Origin of the sequence: Serpens gallinarum, assembly GCF_014836765.1 — a bacterium.
GTDB lineage: Bacteria > Pseudomonadota > Gammaproteobacteria > Pseudomonadales > Pseudomonadaceae > Serpens > Serpens gallinarum.
Genome location: NZ_JACSQG010000002.1, coordinates 389,407 through 404,627 on the forward strand (window position 1 = coordinate 389,407; position 15,221 = coordinate 404,627).

The 15,221-nt window shown below is 63.6% G+C and carries 13 protein-coding genes; 8 read left to right on the forward strand and 5 right to left on the reverse strand.

All coding sequences use genetic code 11. The features are described from left to right. Window positions 1-27: 27 nt before the first annotated feature. The 5 genes from H9642_RS07050 (at window position 28) to H9642_RS07070 (ending at window position 6,930) form a co-directional block, all read left to right on the forward strand. On the forward strand, window positions 28-1,962 hold the full coding sequence (locus H9642_RS07050; protein ID WP_251835710.1) for a RecQ family ATP-dependent DNA helicase: 1,935 nt from the start codon (window positions 28-30) through the stop codon (window positions 1,960-1,962). Window positions 1,963-2,174: 212 nt separating this feature from the next. Then, window positions 2,175-3,527, forward strand: coding sequence for a D-serine ammonia-lyase (gene dsdA / locus H9642_RS07055; protein WP_251835711.1), 1,353 nt, complete (start codon window positions 2,175-2,177; stop codon window positions 3,525-3,527). A gap of 64 nt (window positions 3,528-3,591) precedes the next feature. Continuing rightward, on the forward strand, window positions 3,592-4,533 hold the full coding sequence (gene dsdC, locus H9642_RS07060; RefSeq protein WP_251835712.1) for a DNA-binding transcriptional regulator DsdC: 942 nt from the start codon (window positions 3,592-3,594) through the stop codon (window positions 4,531-4,533). A gap of 125 nt (window positions 4,534-4,658) precedes the next feature. After that, window positions 4,659-5,579: an aldo/keto reductase gene (locus H9642_RS07065; RefSeq protein WP_251835713.1), complete on the forward strand. Its 921-nt coding sequence runs from the start codon at window positions 4,659-4,661 to the stop codon at window positions 5,577-5,579. 40 nt (window positions 5,580-5,619) lie between these two features. Further along, complete coding sequence (locus H9642_RS07070) at window positions 5,620-6,930, forward strand: NTP/NDP exchange transporter (protein WP_251835714.1); 1,311 nt, start codon at window positions 5,620-5,622, stop codon at window positions 6,928-6,930. Here H9642_RS07070 and H9642_RS07075 read toward each other — a convergent pair. From H9642_RS07075 to H9642_RS07085, 3 genes are all read right to left on the reverse strand, one after another. Further along, entirely contained in the window at window positions 6,927-8,132 is a 1,206-nt protein-coding gene (locus H9642_RS07075; protein WP_251835715.1) for a GGDEF domain-containing protein, read from the reverse strand. The genes H9642_RS07070 and H9642_RS07075 overlap by 4 nt on opposite strands. A 168-nt stretch (window positions 8,133-8,300) precedes the next feature. Further along, on the reverse strand, window positions 8,301-8,582 hold the full coding sequence (locus tag H9642_RS07080) for a hypothetical protein (protein WP_251835716.1): 282 nt from the start codon (window positions 8,580-8,582) through the stop codon (window positions 8,301-8,303). A gap of 227 nt (window positions 8,583-8,809) precedes the next feature. After that, on the reverse strand, window positions 8,810-9,556 hold the full coding sequence (locus tag H9642_RS07085) for an NRDE family protein (protein WP_251835717.1): 747 nt from the start codon (window positions 9,554-9,556) through the stop codon (window positions 8,810-8,812). 157 nt (window positions 9,557-9,713) lie between these two features. Between H9642_RS07085 and H9642_RS07090 the strand changes: the two genes are divergently transcribed. The 3 genes from H9642_RS07090 to H9642_RS07100 all read left to right on the forward strand — a co-directional run bounded on the left by H9642_RS07090 (window position 9,714) and on the right by H9642_RS07100 (window position 12,263). Next, the gene (locus tag H9642_RS07090; RefSeq protein WP_251835718.1) at window positions 9,714-10,496 is read left to right on the forward strand and encodes a sulfite exporter TauE/SafE family protein; all 783 of its coding nucleotides are present in this window, start codon (window positions 9,714-9,716) and stop codon (window positions 10,494-10,496) included. A 10-nt stretch (window positions 10,497-10,506) separates the two neighbouring features. After that, window positions 10,507-11,304 (forward strand): prolipoprotein diacylglyceryl transferase, encoded by a 798-nt coding sequence (gene lgt, locus H9642_RS07095; protein ID WP_251835719.1) that lies wholly within the window; start codon window positions 10,507-10,509, stop codon window positions 11,302-11,304. Window positions 11,305-11,468: 164 nt separating this feature from the next. After that, window positions 11,469-12,263 (forward strand): thymidylate synthase, encoded by a 795-nt coding sequence (locus H9642_RS07100; protein WP_251835720.1) that lies wholly within the window; start codon window positions 11,469-11,471, stop codon window positions 12,261-12,263. Between the two features lie 146 nt (window positions 12,264-12,409). On the opposite strand, the gene H9642_RS07105 is transcribed toward H9642_RS07100, so the two are convergent. Next, window positions 12,410-13,786, reverse strand: coding sequence for a GTPase/DUF3482 domain-containing protein (locus tag H9642_RS07105; RefSeq protein WP_251835721.1), 1,377 nt, complete (start codon window positions 13,784-13,786; stop codon window positions 12,410-12,412). Further along, window positions 13,779-15,176, reverse strand: coding sequence for a DUF2868 domain-containing protein (locus H9642_RS07110; RefSeq protein ID WP_251835722.1), 1,398 nt, complete (start codon window positions 15,174-15,176; stop codon window positions 13,779-13,781). Before H9642_RS07110 ends, H9642_RS07105 begins: the two co-directional genes overlap by 8 nt. Window positions 15,177-15,221: the final 45 nt, after the last annotated feature.

Sequence of the window (15,221 nt, forward strand, 5' to 3'; positions counted from 1 at the left end):
CCTCGTTGAGTCCTCGGAGTGACAGCTATGTATCAAACGCTTGAGCGCGTGTTCGGTTATGTGCAATTTCGCCCTGGCCAGGAAGCTGCGATCGGTGCGGTGCTGGCAGGTCGCTCGGCGGCAGCTATCTTCCCCACAGGCTCGGGTAAATCGCTGTGTTACCAGTTGCCGGCGTTGCGCCTGCCGCACCTGACCCTGGTGGTCTCGCCCTTGCTGGCCCTGATGCAGGACCAACTGGCTTTTTTGCGCAGGCACGGCATCAGTGCGGCCAGCATCGATTCGGCGCAAAGCCGCGAACAGGTCAGCGAGACCATGGCCAAGGCCAAGGCCGGTGAGCTGAAGATCCTGATGATTTCGGTCGAGCGGCTCAAGAACGAGCGCTTCCGTAGTTTTATCCAGCAGGTGCCGATCTCCCTGCTGGTCATCGACGAGGCGCACTGCATTTCCGAATGGGGCCATAATTTTCGCCCCGATTACCTCAAATTGCCGGACTACCAGCGTCAGTTCGCCATACCCCAGGTGCTGCTGCTGACCGCCACCGCCACGCCACCGGTGATTGCCGACATGCGTGGCAAATTTGCCATCGCTGAGGCGGACGTGGTCACCACCGGTTTTTACCGACCCAACCTCAACCTGCGCATCGAGCCACTGGCCGGCCGCGCCAAGCTGTCCTGGCTCGGCCACTGGCTGTCGGCACGTCGTGAACAAGCGAGTATCGTCTACGTCACTCAACAAAAAACCGCGGAACAGGTGGCCGAGTTCCTGAGCCAGCAAGGCATCACAGCCCAGGCTTACCATGCGGGCCTGCCCCACGAGCGGCGCGAGGCGATTCAGCGCGGCTTCATGGCCGGACAGAGCCGCTGCATCGTGGCCACCATCGCGTTCGGCATGGGTATCGACAAGAGCGATATCCGCAACGTGGTGCATTTCGACTTGCCCAAATCCATCGAAAACTACAGCCAGGAAATCGGCCGCGCCGGGCGCGACGGTTTGCCGTCCGAGTGCCTGGTACTGGCCAACCGCGACAGCCTGAACGTGCTGGAGAACTTCGTCTATGGCGATACGCCGGAGCGCGAGGGCATTCAGTTCGTGCTGGAAGAGATTCGCCGCGCTGCGTCGGACGGCGAGTGGGAGCTGATGCTCAACACGCTTTCCACCCAGAGCAATATCCGCCTGCTGCCGCTGAAAACCTTGCTGGTTCAGCTGGAGCTGCGCGGCATCATTACCCCGCGTTACGCCTACTTTGCCGACTACCGGTTCAAGTACTTGATCGACGCCGAGGCGCTGCTGGCCAACTTCGACGGCGAGCGCCGGCAATTCGTCGAGGCCATCATCAGCACCTCGCAGCGGGCACGAACCTGGTGCACGGTGGATTTCGAGCAGCTCTACAACCAACATCGCGCTGAACGCAGTCGGGTGGTCAAGGCGCTGGACTGGTTTCAGGAGAAGGGCTGGATCGAGCTGGAAAGCAAGCAGATGACCGAGGTCTACGCCGTGCTCGACAGCCGTTTCGATACCGCTGCATTGAGTGGCGAGCTGCATGCTTATTTCAAACAACACGAAGCCAGCGAAATCGACCGTATTCGCGCCATGCTCGATCTGTTCGCCAGCGAGCAGTGCCTGAGCCAGCGTCTGGCTGGTTATTTTGGCGATCTGGCCGCACCGCACCACTGTGGGCACTGTTCAGTGTGTCAGGGGCACATTGCGCAGTTGCCGGAGCCGCCGCCGTTGCAGCCGCTGAGCGATTACGCGCTGCCCAGTGTGAGCGGCCCGTTCCGCATGCGCTATCAGGCCGCGAAAGGCGGTAAGCCCAGCAGCGAATGCCTGACCCGCTTTCTCGTCGGCATCAGCGTGCCGTTGTTTACCACGCTCAAGGCCAAGGGGATCGCGGGCTTCGGGGCACTGGAGAACTACCCCTACGCGCAAGTGCGGGAAGCGGTAGAAAAGCTGCAGTGGGATTAAACGTCAGCCTGAAACGGTAGAACATTTCCTTGGGCAATCAGGTCTACGGATGACGCTGGATCATCCATAGGGGTCTAAAAACATCGTTTGTAACGGGCGAGTCCGCGGTGCTTAATCGCCTGCATCGACCGTCACCGGGTGAAATCCTGCGCCAGAATAACGTTTCCGGCCCGGTGATATGAAGGCCAACTCAATTGTCTGGAGTACCCCTCATGATCCTGGATAAAACGATTGCTCAATGGTGCCAAAGCCATCCCCTGATCGCCGAGTTGATCAACCTGCAAGAAACCACGTGGTTCAACCCCGCACTGGCAGCCAGCGCCGATGCCTTGGCCGATGTGCCGGTAAGCGCCGCCGATATCGAAGACGCCAGCGCTCGGCTGAAACGCTTCGCGCCTTATATCCGTTCCGTATTTCCGGAAACCCGTGAACACCAGGGCATCATCGAATCCCTGTTGGTTCCGCTGCCCACGCTGCAGGCCGCGCTGACGACCGGCCATGACGTGCCGTCAGGTGGCGCGCTGTGGCTCAAGGCCGATAACCAGTTGCCCATCTCCGGCTCGATCAAGGCGCGCGGGGGTATCTATGAAGTGCTCAAGCACGCCGAGGATCTGGCACTGGCCGCCGGCCTGCTCAAACCTGGCGACGATTACGCGAAACTGGACAGCCAGCAAGCGCGGGATTTCTTTTCCCAGTACAGCGTTGCGGTCGGGTCGACCGGCAATCTCGGGCTCTCGATCGGGATCATGAGTGCGCGCCTGGGGTTTCAGGCCACGGTGCATATGTCGGCTGACGCGCGACAATGGAAGAAGGACGAACTGCGCGCGCGCGGCGTGACCGTCATGGAATATGAGTCCGACTACAGCGTGGCGGTTGAACAGGGCCGCAAGCAATCCGAAGCCGACCCGCGTTGCCACTTTGTGGATGACGAAAACTCGGTCAACCTCTTTCTCGGCTATGCGGTCGCGGCCGAACGTCTGCAGCAGCAACTGACGGCCGCAGGCGTACGCGTCGATGAAGAGCACCCGTTGTTCGTCTATTTGCCCTGCGGTGTCGGTGGCGGCCCGGGAGGCGTCGCCTTCGGCTTGAAGCACCTTTTTGGCGACGCCGTGCACTGCATCTTTGCTGAGCCGACCCACTCGCCTTGCATGCTGCTGGGCGTCTATACCGGGTTGCATGATGCCGTGTCCGTGTACGATTTCGGCATCGATAACCTCACGGCTGCCGATGGTCTGGCGGTGGGCCGCCCCTCCGGCTTCGTGGGCCGATCCATGCAGCGCCTGATCGATGGCTACTACACCGTTGACGACGATGAGTTGTACCGCCTGCTGGCGTTGCTCGAGTCGACCGAAGGCATCAGGCTGGAGCCTTCTGCGGTGGCCGGCGTGCCGGGAATGATTCGGGTTTTAACGGAGCGGCAGGGCTACCGGGAACGCCTGCAGCTATCCGAGCGCCGTCTGGCCAATGCCACTCACCTGATCTGGGGAACCGGGGGCAGCATGGTGCCTCGCGAGGAAATGAACGCCTACCTGGAAAAGGGCCGAGCACTTCTGGCTGAGCGGTAACTTCATCGTCCGGCTTGGCCCCTGCGTACGGGATCGCACGTGCCGCTAGCGGAGAATTCAAGCGATGCTGAACCTGCCTCCCCGATTGGGCGCGAGTCTCAACAGTGCGCAGTTTGCCAACCTGCATACGTTCTGGGTGGCCGCACGACACTTGAGTTTCGCGTTGGCCGCCCGGGAGCTGTGTCTTACGCCAAGCGCTGTCAGTCACCGCATCCGTCGGCTAGAGCAGGCCCTGTCGCTGCGCCTGTTCGAGCGGTTGACACGCAAGGTGCGGCTCACCGAGGAAGGGGAGCGCGTCTTCTTGATCCTGCAAGGGGTCATCGACCAGCTGAGCGAGGCCGTGCAGCAGTCCCCGGGCTCCGAGGTGTCCGGTTCGGTCGCGCTGTATTCCCACCCGTCGGTCGCGGCGTGCTGGCTGGTTCCCCGCTTGGCCGACTTTCACGAGCGCTACCCGCAGATCGCACTGGATATCCGTGTCGGCAACGACCGCATTGATTTCCGTACGCAGACGGTCGATTTACTTTTGCTGTATGCCAACGGCGAGTTCCCAGGCCTGGTCAGCCAGAGGCTGATGGATGAGCGTATCGCGCCGATCTGCAGCCCGGCCTACGCTCGCAAGCACCGCTTGCTGGAACAACCCGAAAATCTCCGTGACTGCACACTGCTGCACGATTCTCAGGCCTGGGAAAATGCGGCGTTCGATGCAGAGTGGCGCTTATGGGCACACCATAACGGCCAGCTGGATGGGTTGCCTGCCAAAAGCCTGACCTTTGATCGCTCCGACCTGTGCGTAAGCGCCGCCATGCAGGGTGCCGGAATCGCACTGGGCCGACAGCGCCTGGTGCAACGGCATCTGGATCACGGCGAGCTGGTGCTTCCGCTGGGCGGTTTTACCCAGCCGGGCCGCTACGAGTATTTCCTCGTCCACCCGCACCGCGAACCCATGCCCAAGCGGGTGCAGGTGGTAATTGATTGGCTGAAGAAATGCGCAGAAGCTACTGCATAAATGGCGCAACGGGTCGGGTGTTTTTCCGGTGAGTTAACGGCTCACGGAACGCTACGCGCGCACGTGTGTCGGTGCTGTATTGGACGGGCTGCGAGGAGTCCGTGGGCCACACACCGGAGGTTTCCATGCACAAGCGTCGTCACTTTCTCCAGTACAGCGCCCTTGCCGCAGCGCTGGCCGCTCTGCCGCCGTGGCTGTCAGCCGCTACAGTGGCCGAGCAGGGCCTGCTGCAGCGCAAGATTCCCTCGTCAGGTGAGATGCTGCCAGTGATCGGCCTGGGCACCTCGCGTACCCATAACGTGGGTCTCGACGATGATGATCTGCAGCCCTTGATCGAGGTGCTGCAAACCCTGGTCAACGGCGGGGCGCGGGTGATTGACACGGCGCCCAGCTACGGCAACGCCGAGCGCGTGACGGGCGAGCTGGTGCAGCGAATGGCGGCGCGCGACAAGGTATTTCTCGCCACCAAGGTGTCGTCAACGGGGCGCGAAGCGGGGCGCCGCCAGGTCGAGGCAAGCTTCAAGGCCTTGCAGGCCGATAAGATCGACCTGATCCAGGTTCACAACCTGCAGGACACTACCACTCAGCTGCAGATGCTGCGCGAACTCAAAGAGCAAGGCCGCGTGCGCTATGTGGGCATTACCCATTCCAGCGAGTCGGCCCATGATGAGCTGTTGGCCGTGCTGCAGCGCGAGCCGGGTATCGATTTCATGCAGGTCAATTACTCAGTTGCCGAGCGCAATGCGCAAAAGCGCCTGCTGCCGTATTGCGCGGACCATGGCATCGCCACGCTGATCAACCGACCCTTTACGCGCGGCAATCTGCTGTCGCGGGTCAAGGACCGTCCGCTGCCGGATTGGGCAATCGAGATCGATGCTACCTCCTGGGCGCAGCTGCTGCTCAAATTCATCCTTGCCGAGCCGGCGGTCACCGCGGTCATCCCGGCCACGTCCACTCCGCGCTACATGGCCGACAACCTGCTGGCCGGCCAGGGCCGCTTGCCGGATGCACAGCAGCGGGCGCGGATCGTCGAGGCGTTTGCATAAGGTGCCACGCACTGACCGCTAGGGCTTTGGGAGCGACTGCATGCCTGACGCTACGTCACCATCACGCCTGGCGCGTCTGATCAACGCCGAAGCGGGTGAGTTCTGGCCGGCGCTGGCGGGTTTTGCACTGTTCTTCTGCCTGTTCGCCGGGTATTTCATGCTGCGGCCGATCCGCGAATCCATGGGCATTCAGGGTGGGGTGGAAAACCTGCAATGGCTGTTTACCGCCACCTTCGTGGCCATGTTGCTGGCGGTGCCGGTGTTTGCCTGGCTCAACTCGACGGTGGCGCGCATTCACTACATCGATTGGGTGTACGGCTTCTTCGGCCTGAACCTGTTGCTGTTTGCCGGGCTGTTCGCCGTGCTGCGCGACAGCGTCTGGCTGGCGCGCGCCTTTTACGTGTGGATCTCGGTGTACAACCTGTTCGTGGTGTCGGTGGCCTGGAGCCTGATGGCCGATGTGTTCGACGCTCGCCAGGCGAAGCGGCTGTTTGCGTTCATTGCCGCGGGGGCGAGTGTCGGCGGGCTGGCGGGGCCGGCGTTCAGCGCGCTGCTGATCGGCGCGCTGGGCGAAGCCGGGCTGATGGCCCTGGCTGCCGCGTTGTTGCTCCTGGCGGTGGGGTTCAAGCATTACCTGATGGGGTGGCGAGAGCGCGGCGGCGCCGGGCGCCCGGGTGCGCCCCAGACGGAACATACCCGCAAGCCGGTGCCGGGCAATCCGTTCAGTGGCCTGACTCGCGTGCTTGGCTCGCGCTACTTGCTGGGTATCTCTAGCTTCGTGATCCTGCTGGCCACGGTCACCACGTTTTTGTATTTCGAGCAGGCACGCCTGGTGGCTGAATTGTTCCCTGAGCGGGATACCCAAGTGCGGGTGTTCGGCGCCATTGATTTCACTGTCCAGGCCGGTGCATTACTGGCACAGCTGTTCGTTACCGGACGGGTTGCCCAGCAGCTGGGCATCAGGGTGCTGCTGACGGCCGTGCCGGCACTGGTGTGCCTGGGGTTTCTCGGTCTGGCGCTGGCGCCGGTATTTGCCATGCTGGCGGGGCTGATGATTGTACGGCGCATCGGCGAATACGCCTTTATCCGACCCGGTCGGGAAATGCTCTTCGCACCGCTGGACGCCGAGAGCAAGTACAAGGCGAAAAACGTCATCGACACCGTGGTTTATCGCGGCGGTGACGTGCTCAGTGCCTGGGTCAAGAGCGCGCTGGATACGCTGGGCCAGGGCACGACACTGATCGCCCTGGTCGGTGCGGTGTGTGCGGCGGTATGGGGCGTGCTGGGTTGGTACCTGGGTGGGCGTGCCGATCGCACGGCGGGCAAGGCGGCTGTAACCGTAGCCCGTTAGACGCTGGCGGTGAGCGCAGGTGCGTCGGTTGCCTGCTGTGTCTCTGGCGAGTCGCTGCACACCACTTGATTGCGCCCGTTGCTTTTGGCCAAGTACATGCGTTGGTCGGCCCGTTCGAGCAACTCCTGAGGCGTCCGGATACGGTCATGACAGCGCTCGGCCAACCCGATGCTGGCGGTCAGCGGCTTGCCATCGGGTCGCTGACCAAGGCCGTTGCTCACGATGCGCTGCAAGGCACGGTTGGCCTGAGCAAGGTCAGTATTGGGCATGAGCAGTAGAAACTCTTCACCTCCCCAGCGAAGCAGGCTGTCGGAGCTGCGTAGCTTGGCGGTCAAGGTCTCGGTGAAGTTGCGCAGGGTGCGGTCGCCGGCTTCATGGCCATAGGTGTCATTGATGCTCTTGAAATGGTCAAGGTCGATGAAGGCCAGCGCCAGGGTGCCATTGCTGCGATCAACGAGGTTCCATTGCAGGTCGAGAATTTCTTCTCCGCTGCCGCGGGACAGGATGCCGGTCAGCGGATCGCGGATGGCCTGACGCACCAGGGCGATCATGAAGGCCAACTGGCTCATGGATGCCAAGGCCGTCACCCCGGCGATCAATATCAGCAGCCAGAAACCACCCGCAAACGACGGCCAGTTCAACGTCGACCAGTTCATATAGCCGGCCACCCCCTGGGCGATGAGCAGCAGGGTGGCAAGCAGCAGATTTTCCAGCAGCGTCAGGGGGAATATTGCCAATCCCGCCATCAGCACGAAGGGCAAGAATGCGTAGCCGGTGGCCACTGCTGCGGAGAACTGGGTCAGCTCGTGTCCGCGCAGCAACGTATGCGAGGCGATGTAAAACAAGGTGGGGATGGCGAACAGAATGGCGATGGCCAGGTAGGCATCTGTCAGACGGCCGCTGGGCCGATACATAAACAACACGCTGGCAAAGGCCCCGCAGGCCAGGAGGCGGAACATGGCCAGGCCGGTCCATAACGGGTAACTGAAGACCATGAAGTCGACGATGCTCCACAATGGCGTGAGTACCGCGAACAGAAAGGCGAATAACCGCACCCGATTGATGATCATCATCGCTCGGCGCTGGCTGAGTAACAGCGAATGCCGTTGTGGCAGGAGCAACTGAGGCATTTCGCTCGCATGAAGCTCGCTGGGAAGTAGCGAAGACAAGCGCTTGCTAAGCGCCACAAAAAGAGTCGTCATTGTTGTTATTGACCCGAGGTATCCCTAGGTAATGTGGGCTGCCGGAGCCTGCCCAAAGCATGCTGCTCAATTGCAGGTGCGCATGCCGCGAACGTTCCGCGTTGCCCGGTCTACGTGGAAGAGGGGGAGAACCTTGGCATGTTTGTGCGGGCCGGTTACTGCTCCAGATCAATACTGATAATTACTGCAACCATCCGCCATTGGCTTCTTCGCGGTTAATCCGGCGAGCGCTTGACGGTTATGTTGTTCAACTGTGTTCCGGGCCTGGTCGAGCGGCTGGTCAATTCCCCACCAGTGACTGCCAGACTGCGTGACGACTGCATTTCGCCCGCCCACAAACAGCTTATCCACAGGGTGATCCACGGCTTCTGGGGATGGCTTGCCAACAGGCGCGTACCGGGCCTGTATCACGGATGCGAGGGGATAATCGCCACCTTGGTCAAAACTCATCGCACCGTCGTAACCCGATGGAGTCAAGGGCTACAGCGCTGCGCTGACCGCTGGCCCACAGCTTTTTGCCCAGGTATGGAGAAACATACGCACCAACGGGTTGGCTGAAAAAGACCTAAGGCCAGCGAGGCCGCATGAGCGCTGCCCTGAAGGGCTTATCCAACAGCTTATCCACAGATTTCTCCCGGAAAACTGTTGGTAACTGCTGAGGCTTCTTGCGCGGGGGCCTACAGCTGGAGACGGACTTCACCCAGGTGAGCGCCAGCCGGCCCAAAGCTGCGCTCACGCATTTCCCTCTGGCCGTTGGCAGCTACCAGCAAGGTGGTGCTGGCCCGCGTGCCGTAGTGAGCGCCAGCGATAAACACACTGGATAACAAGCGTTCGGTGGCAAGGCCGACACCGGTGTCTGGCAACTGGGCGTCGGCAGCGGGCTGTGGATCGGCCAGCAATTTCAACAGCTGCTCGCTATCGGCAGCATCCAGGCACTCGGTCAGGGCTTGTTTGGCACGCTGCAGTTTTGGCCAGGGCGTGTCCAGGCGGGCATTGGACAGGCCGTATATGCCGGCCGGCAACACACGGGGTTCGCCCTCGCGGGAATTGAAATAGCACAATTGCCGGGGATCACCGACCAGCAAATTGAAGCCGGAGTACTGGGTGGCCTGGCGTGCCAAGCCGTTCAGATAGTCCAGCGGCGACTGGTCGCCCTTCAGGAAGGTGGCGGTCAATTCGCCGCGCGAGCGCAGCCCCTGTGGCTGGTCGGGGTCGCGGATATTGGTCAGCGCGGCAAAGCGACCCCCAGCGCCGATCCCCAGCCAGGTGCCACCGGCTTCCAGATCGCGCCCGGCGTACACGCTCGGCGCGTCTTCCCAGCGGGCCAGCGGCAGGCTCGGACGAGCATGGAATTCGTCGCGATTGGCCGCGACCAGCAACGGCAAGGCATGGCCGGGGCGCCAGGCGAATACGATCAGGCACATGACAGGTTCCAGTGTGAGAGACGCCTACACGCTATGGCAGCCGAGGCGTGCCGGCAAGCGCGTTCGCGCTCAGGGCGGATTAACCTTCTATCTCTTCATTCGCGTGGTCAGCCCGTCATGGGTTCGCTACCATGCCGCTTTCGTCGTGGGGGCTGTCATGGTATTCGCGCTCTATCTCGTACTTGGTGCTTGCGCCGGTGTGCTGGCCGGCCTGTTCGGGGTCGGTGGCGGGATGGTCATCGTCCCGGTGCTGATCTTCAGCTTCACCGCCCAGGGCGTGGCACCCGAAGTGCTCACCCACCTGGCGGTCGGCACCTCGCTGGCCACCATCGCGTTCACCTCGATCAGCTCGATTCGCGAGCACCACCGCCGTGGCGCGGTGCGCTGGCTGATCTTCGTCTGGCTGAGCCTGGGCATTCTGGTCGGCGGCGTATTCGGTGCGCTGACCGCCTTGGCGCTGCAAGGTCCGCTGCTGCAGAAGGTCATTGGCGTGTTCGCCATCTGCATCGCCATCCAGATGGGCTTCGATCTGCGCCCCAAGGCCCACCGCGAGGTACCGGGCAAGCCCGGACTGACCGCCGCCGGCGGGGTGATTGGTTGGGTTTCGGCAATCATCGGCGTCGGCGGCGGTTCGTTGACCGTGCCCTTCCTGGCCTGGAACAGCGTACCCATGCAGCAGGCGGTGGCCACCTCGGCGGCCTGCGGCCTGCCGATCGCGCTGATCAGTGCGCTGAGTTTCATGGTGCTGGGCTGGAACGTGGAACCTCTCCCCGAGTGGAGTGTCGGTTACGTCTATTTGCCGGCTGTGCTCGGCATCGCGCTGACCAGCATGTTCTTTGCCCGTTTCGGCGCGCAGCTGGCGCACCGGTTGTCGCCGAAGTTGCTCAAGCGGCTGTTTGCCCTACTACTGCTGTCCGTTGGCATCAGTTTTCTGATTTAAGGAGTCTTGCATGCTGCCTTACCCGCAGATCGACCCGGTGGCCATCGCCCTCGGGCCGCTGAAAATCCACTGGTACGGGTTGATGTACCTGATTGGCATCGGTGGCGCCTGGTGGCTGGCCTCGCGCCGGGTGCAGCGCTTCGCCCCAGAGTGGAACAAGGAGAAGCTCTCCGACCTGGTGTTCTGGGTGGCCATGGGGGTGATCGTCGGCGGGCGGTTGGGCTACGTGCTGTTCTACGACCTGGCGGCCTATCTGAACGATCCGAGCCTGATCCTGCAGGTGTGGAAAGGTGGCATGTCGTTCCATGGCGGGCTGATCGGCGTGCTGCTGTGCAGCTGGATCTTTGCCCGGCGCAACGGCAAGTCGTTCTTTGAACTGATGGACTTCATCGCCCCGCTGGTGCCGATTGGCCTGGGTGCCGGACGCATTGGCAACTTCATCAATGCTGAGCTTTGGGGCAAGGCCACCGATCTGCCCTGGGCGATGATCTTCCCCACCGATCCGCAGCAACTGGCGCGCCATCCCTCGCAGCTGTACCAGTTCGCCCTGGAAGGCGTGGCGCTGTTCGTCATCCTCTGGCTGTATTCGCGCAAGCCACGGCCGACCATGGCGGTGTCCGGGTTGTTTGCGGTGTGCTACGGCATCTTCCGCTTTATCGTCGAGTTTGTCCGCGTGCCGGATGCCCAGCTCGGCTATCTGGCCTTCGACTGGCTGACCATGGGCCAGGTGCTGTGCGTGCCGATGATTCTGCTCGGCGGCGGCATGATGGTCTGGGCCTATAGGCGTGGGGGGCACGCCGCCCGCTGACGACGCGAATCCATAGCCCCTCTCCCCATGCGGGAGAGGGGTTGGGGAGAGGGGGATAAAACCGCCGCCTGGCCATATTCCCGAACGCCGCTCGCCGCGAAGGAAGCGGCGAATGGGGTACATGGGATACCATTCGCCCATTCGCGTTTTTCCCCGAGTCCCCGATGAAACAGTACCTCGACCTGATGCGCCACGTGCGCGAACACGGCACCTTCAAGAGCGACCGCACCGGCACCGGCACCTACAGCGTGTTCGGCCATCAGATGCGCTTCGACCTGGCTGATGGCTTTCCGCTGGTCACCACCAAGAAGTGCCACCTGAAATCCATCATCCACGAGTTGCTGTGGTTCCTGCAGGGCGATACCAATATCAAGTATCTGCAGGAAAACGGCGTGCGTATCTGGGACGAGTGGGCCGACGCGAACGGCGAACTGGGCCCGGTGTATGGCTACCAGTGGCGCAGCTGGCCGGCGCCCAATGGCGAGTCCATCGACCAGATCGCCAAGCTGATCCAGATGATCAAGACTAACCCGGACTCGCGCCGGCTGATCGTCTCCGCCTGGAACCCGGCGTTGGTCGACCAGATGGCCCTGCCGCCCTGCCACGCGCTGTTCCAGTTCTACATCGCCGACGGCAAGCTCAGCTGCCAGCTGTACCAGCGCTCGGCGGACATCTTCCTCGGCGTGCCCTTCAACATCGCCAGCTACGCGCTGCTGACGCTGATGGTCGCCCAGGTCTGCGGCCTGCAGCCGGGCGAGTTCATCTGGAGCGGCGGCGACTGCCACCTGTACGCCAACCACCTGGAACAGACCGATCTGCAACTCTCCCGCGAGCCGCTGCCGCTGCCGCAGATGAAGCTCAACCCTGAGGTGAAGGACCTGTTCGATTTCACGTTCGAAGACTTCGAACTGGTCGGCTACCAGAGCCACCCGCACATCAAGGCGCCGGTGGCGGTGTGAGTGGGCGGGCCGTGTGCCCTATACACGGCCTGCATCCATTCCTGTAGGAGCGAGCTTGCTCGCGATCACCCAGACATAAAAGCATCGCCAGCAAGCTGGCTCCTACCGAGGTCGCAGGCCACCGCACGACGGCGAAGCGCCTCAACCTACGTGGCATCCGCCAGCGTGTTGCTCAAGACGGTCAGCTGCGCCTGGCGTTCTTCCTCCTGCAACTTCGCGCCGCTGTTCAGCGACGACCATTCCGGGTGCGCGCGGGCCTTGTGCAGGGCGTCGGGCAGTTTGCCTTCGCGCCAGGTTTTATCCTGCGGGTTGTCCAGGTGGATTGCCGTGGTCGCGGCGTGGCCGCGCGCGTGCAGTACATCGAGCAGCTGTTTCTGGCGCAGGGCGAGCAGGCGCAACACCGCGTCGTCCACGGTGAGTTCGCGCTGACCCTTGAATTTACCCAGCAGGCGATTGCCGTAATGGCGGGCGGTCTGCGCGCCGCCGCCGGCAAGCGCGCCGAGCAGTGCGGCGGCGCCCAGGGTGATGCCGCCTACCAAGAGATCGACCCCGGCTCCGGCCGCTGCGCCGGCGGCCATGCCGCCGCCGATCTTCACGCCCATCTGCTTGAGGGTTTCCGGGTTGAACAGGTCGTCGCCCCAGCGCCCGCCGAGCAATGGCAGCGCGCCGGCGGCGGCATCGTCGGGGCGAAACGCATAGAGGCGCAGCAGCGCGTCGACGCAGCGCTGTTCGCGCTGGCGCACGGCGTCGTGCAGCGCGCCGATGGCGGCCTGTTCCCGCTCCGGCTGGGCTGCCACGCTGCGTCGGCAGGCGGCGACGTCCAGCAGCAGTTCGGCGATCAGTCGCGTACCGCTCTGGCGGCGCTGCTCGGCTTGGGCTTCGCGGTCGGCGATCAGGCGTTCCAGCGGCGCGCGGGCCGACTCCAGCAGCAGCGCCAGGCTTTCATACAGGCGCCGTTCGCCGTCTTCGGGCGGCGCCACGGTGTCGAAGCGCACCAGCGCGTGCAGGCCGAGACGGGCCAGGGCGGTGCGCCATTCCTCTTCGCGCTGCTGGGCGTCGCGGACGAAATTCAGCACCGGCAGCAGGGGTTTTCCGCAATCGGCGAGCACCGCCAGTTCGTCGCGGTACTTGGCCAGCACCGGCTCGCGGGCATCGATGACGTAGAAGCCGGCGTCGCTGGCCAGCAGTTGGCGCAGCACCTTGGCTTCCTGTTCGAAGCGCTGGCGTGCCTCGGCGCTGTCGAGAAAGCGGGTAATGCGTGCCGGGCCGTCGAGGCGTTCGCCGGGGCGTTCCAGTCGCTCCAGGTAGTCCAGCAGGGCGATGGCATCTTCCAGGCCGGGGGTGTCGTACAGTTCCAGCACCGCCTGGCCATCCACGGATAGGCGTGCGCCCTCGACGTGCCGGGTGGTACTCGGGCGGTGGGAGACTTCGCCGAAGCCTACATCGCGCGTCAGGGTGCGTAGCAGCGAGGTCTTGCCCACATTGGTGTGGCCGACCACCGCGAGTTTCAGCGCTTTAGTCATGTCCGGTCTCCAGCCAGGCCAGCGGTGCGGCACAGCCATGGGGCAGGCCCAGCTGTTCGAGGGCCGTGTGCCAGTCAGCCAGGCGCTGGCTGTCCAGCGCTTCGCCGGGCGGCGCCTGCAGCAGCCATACACGGGTCACCGCGGCGCAGCGCGACAGTTCGCCCAGCAGCGCCAGGGTGCCGCGATCCGGCGAGCGGCGCGGGTCGCAGGCAATCAGCAGGCGCGCCGGTGGGAATCGGGTCAGTTGGTCGAGCAAACGCCGCCGCTGCTCGCGGTCGTCGAGAATGCCGGCATCGGCGACGCCCTTGGGCAATGCGGGCGGCCAGGCTCGGCTGGTATCCAGCTCGACGGCCACCAGCACGGCGCCATCGGCGTGTTCGGGATGGCTGCCGGCGTGGGCCAACGGCAAGGAGTCTGGCGCCGCGTCGCTGATGCCCAGGCGTTCGCTGGGCGGGTTCAGGCGTTCGCGCAACAGCGCGTAGCCGGGAGCGGCGAGGTCCAGATGCAGGCGAGCAACGCCGTGCTTCCAGCGCCACAGGCAAAACAGGCCGAGCAGCAGGCGCGGCAGCAGCCCATACACCAGCAGCACGCCGAGCAGCCAGCCGGCCCAGGCCTGGCGGGCGCTTTCCTCGGCCAGAGCAGCAGTGCCACTGGCGCGGATCTGTTCAATGTCCGGCAGGCTGAAACCGAGCAGCGCCGGCAGGGCGCCCAGCGCCTGGGTCAGGGCGATGAAGCTGTCGCCGCCAAGAATGGTCGTTTCCCAGACAAAGCCGTAACGGCGCGTGGACAGCATCGCCAGCAGCAGGACCAATGCGGCCAGCAACGCCAGCAGCCACAGACCGTGCACCACGGCGCCCAGGCCCCAGCGGGCCAGGCGGCGGCGCTGCAGCAGGAGCATCAGGGCCGGCGCGAGCTGCGCGGCCTGGGCATCGCGGGCAAATTTTTCGCTGAGCCACAGCCACAGTCGCCCCAGCGCGCCGCCGCTGTCGCCGGTCAGCAGCAAGCCCAGCGCCCAGCCGAGTAGAGTCAGCAGGTGCAAGCCGAGCAGGCTGCCCAAGGCCCAGAACACGTTGACCGGGCGCTGGCCATCGCCCAGGGCGGCAAACGCCAGGCCGGCGCCACTGAACAGGGCGAGCAGTAGCAGGGCGATTAACGCCAGACGTGCGCCTTGGTGCCAGTGGCGCAGCGCGGCGAGTTGGCCGTCGCGCTCGGCGAGCAACAGGGCGCGGGCTTCGATGCGTTGTTCCAGGCTCTCGCCGGCTTGGCGAGCACGGCGGATGGCTTCGCCGTCTTCCAGAGGACCGGCCTGTTCCTCGCGCAGGCGAATGGCTTCGCACAGCCACAGACGATCAAGATGGGATAAATTGGACGCGGATGGGGTTGAGCTCACGGCAATACTCACGGCCAGGGGGCCTGCAGAGGATAACGGAAAAGC

Excerpts from the sequence above, each read along its gene's own strand:
- H9642_RS07050 (WP_251835710.1), top strand. The coding sequence starts at position 28 with ATGTATCAAACGCTTGAGCGCGTGTTCGGTTATGTGCAATTTCGCCCT.
- H9642_RS07090 (WP_251835718.1), top strand. The coding sequence starts at position 9,714 with ATGGTATTCGCGCTCTATCTCGTACTTGGTGCTTGCGCCGGTGTGCTG.
- H9642_RS07075 (WP_251835715.1), bottom strand. The coding sequence starts at position 8,132 with ATGACGACTCTTTTTGTGGCGCTTAGCAAGCGCTTGTCTTCGCTACTT.
- H9642_RS07080 (WP_251835716.1), bottom strand. The coding sequence starts at position 8,582 with ATGAGTTTTGACCAAGGTGGCGATTATCCCCTCGCATCCGTGATACAG.
- H9642_RS07085 (WP_251835717.1), bottom strand. The coding sequence starts at position 9,556 with ATGTGCCTGATCGTATTCGCCTGGCGCCCCGGCCATGCCTTGCCGTTG.
- H9642_RS07065 (WP_251835713.1), top strand. The coding sequence starts at position 4,659 with ATGCACAAGCGTCGTCACTTTCTCCAGTACAGCGCCCTTGCCGCAGCG.
- H9642_RS07105 (WP_251835721.1), bottom strand. The coding sequence starts at position 13,786 with ATGACTAAAGCGCTGAAACTCGCGGTGGTCGGCCACACCAATGTGGGC.
- dsdC (WP_251835712.1), top strand. The coding sequence starts at position 3,592 with ATGCTGAACCTGCCTCCCCGATTGGGCGCGAGTCTCAACAGTGCGCAG.
- lgt (WP_251835719.1), top strand. The coding sequence starts at position 10,507 with ATGCTGCCTTACCCGCAGATCGACCCGGTGGCCATCGCCCTCGGGCCG.
- H9642_RS07100 (WP_251835720.1), top strand. The coding sequence starts at position 11,469 with ATGAAACAGTACCTCGACCTGATGCGCCACGTGCGCGAACACGGCACC.
- H9642_RS07070 (WP_251835714.1), top strand. The coding sequence starts at position 5,620 with ATGCCTGACGCTACGTCACCATCACGCCTGGCGCGTCTGATCAACGCC.
- dsdA (WP_251835711.1), top strand. The coding sequence starts at position 2,175 with ATGATCCTGGATAAAACGATTGCTCAATGGTGCCAAAGCCATCCCCTG.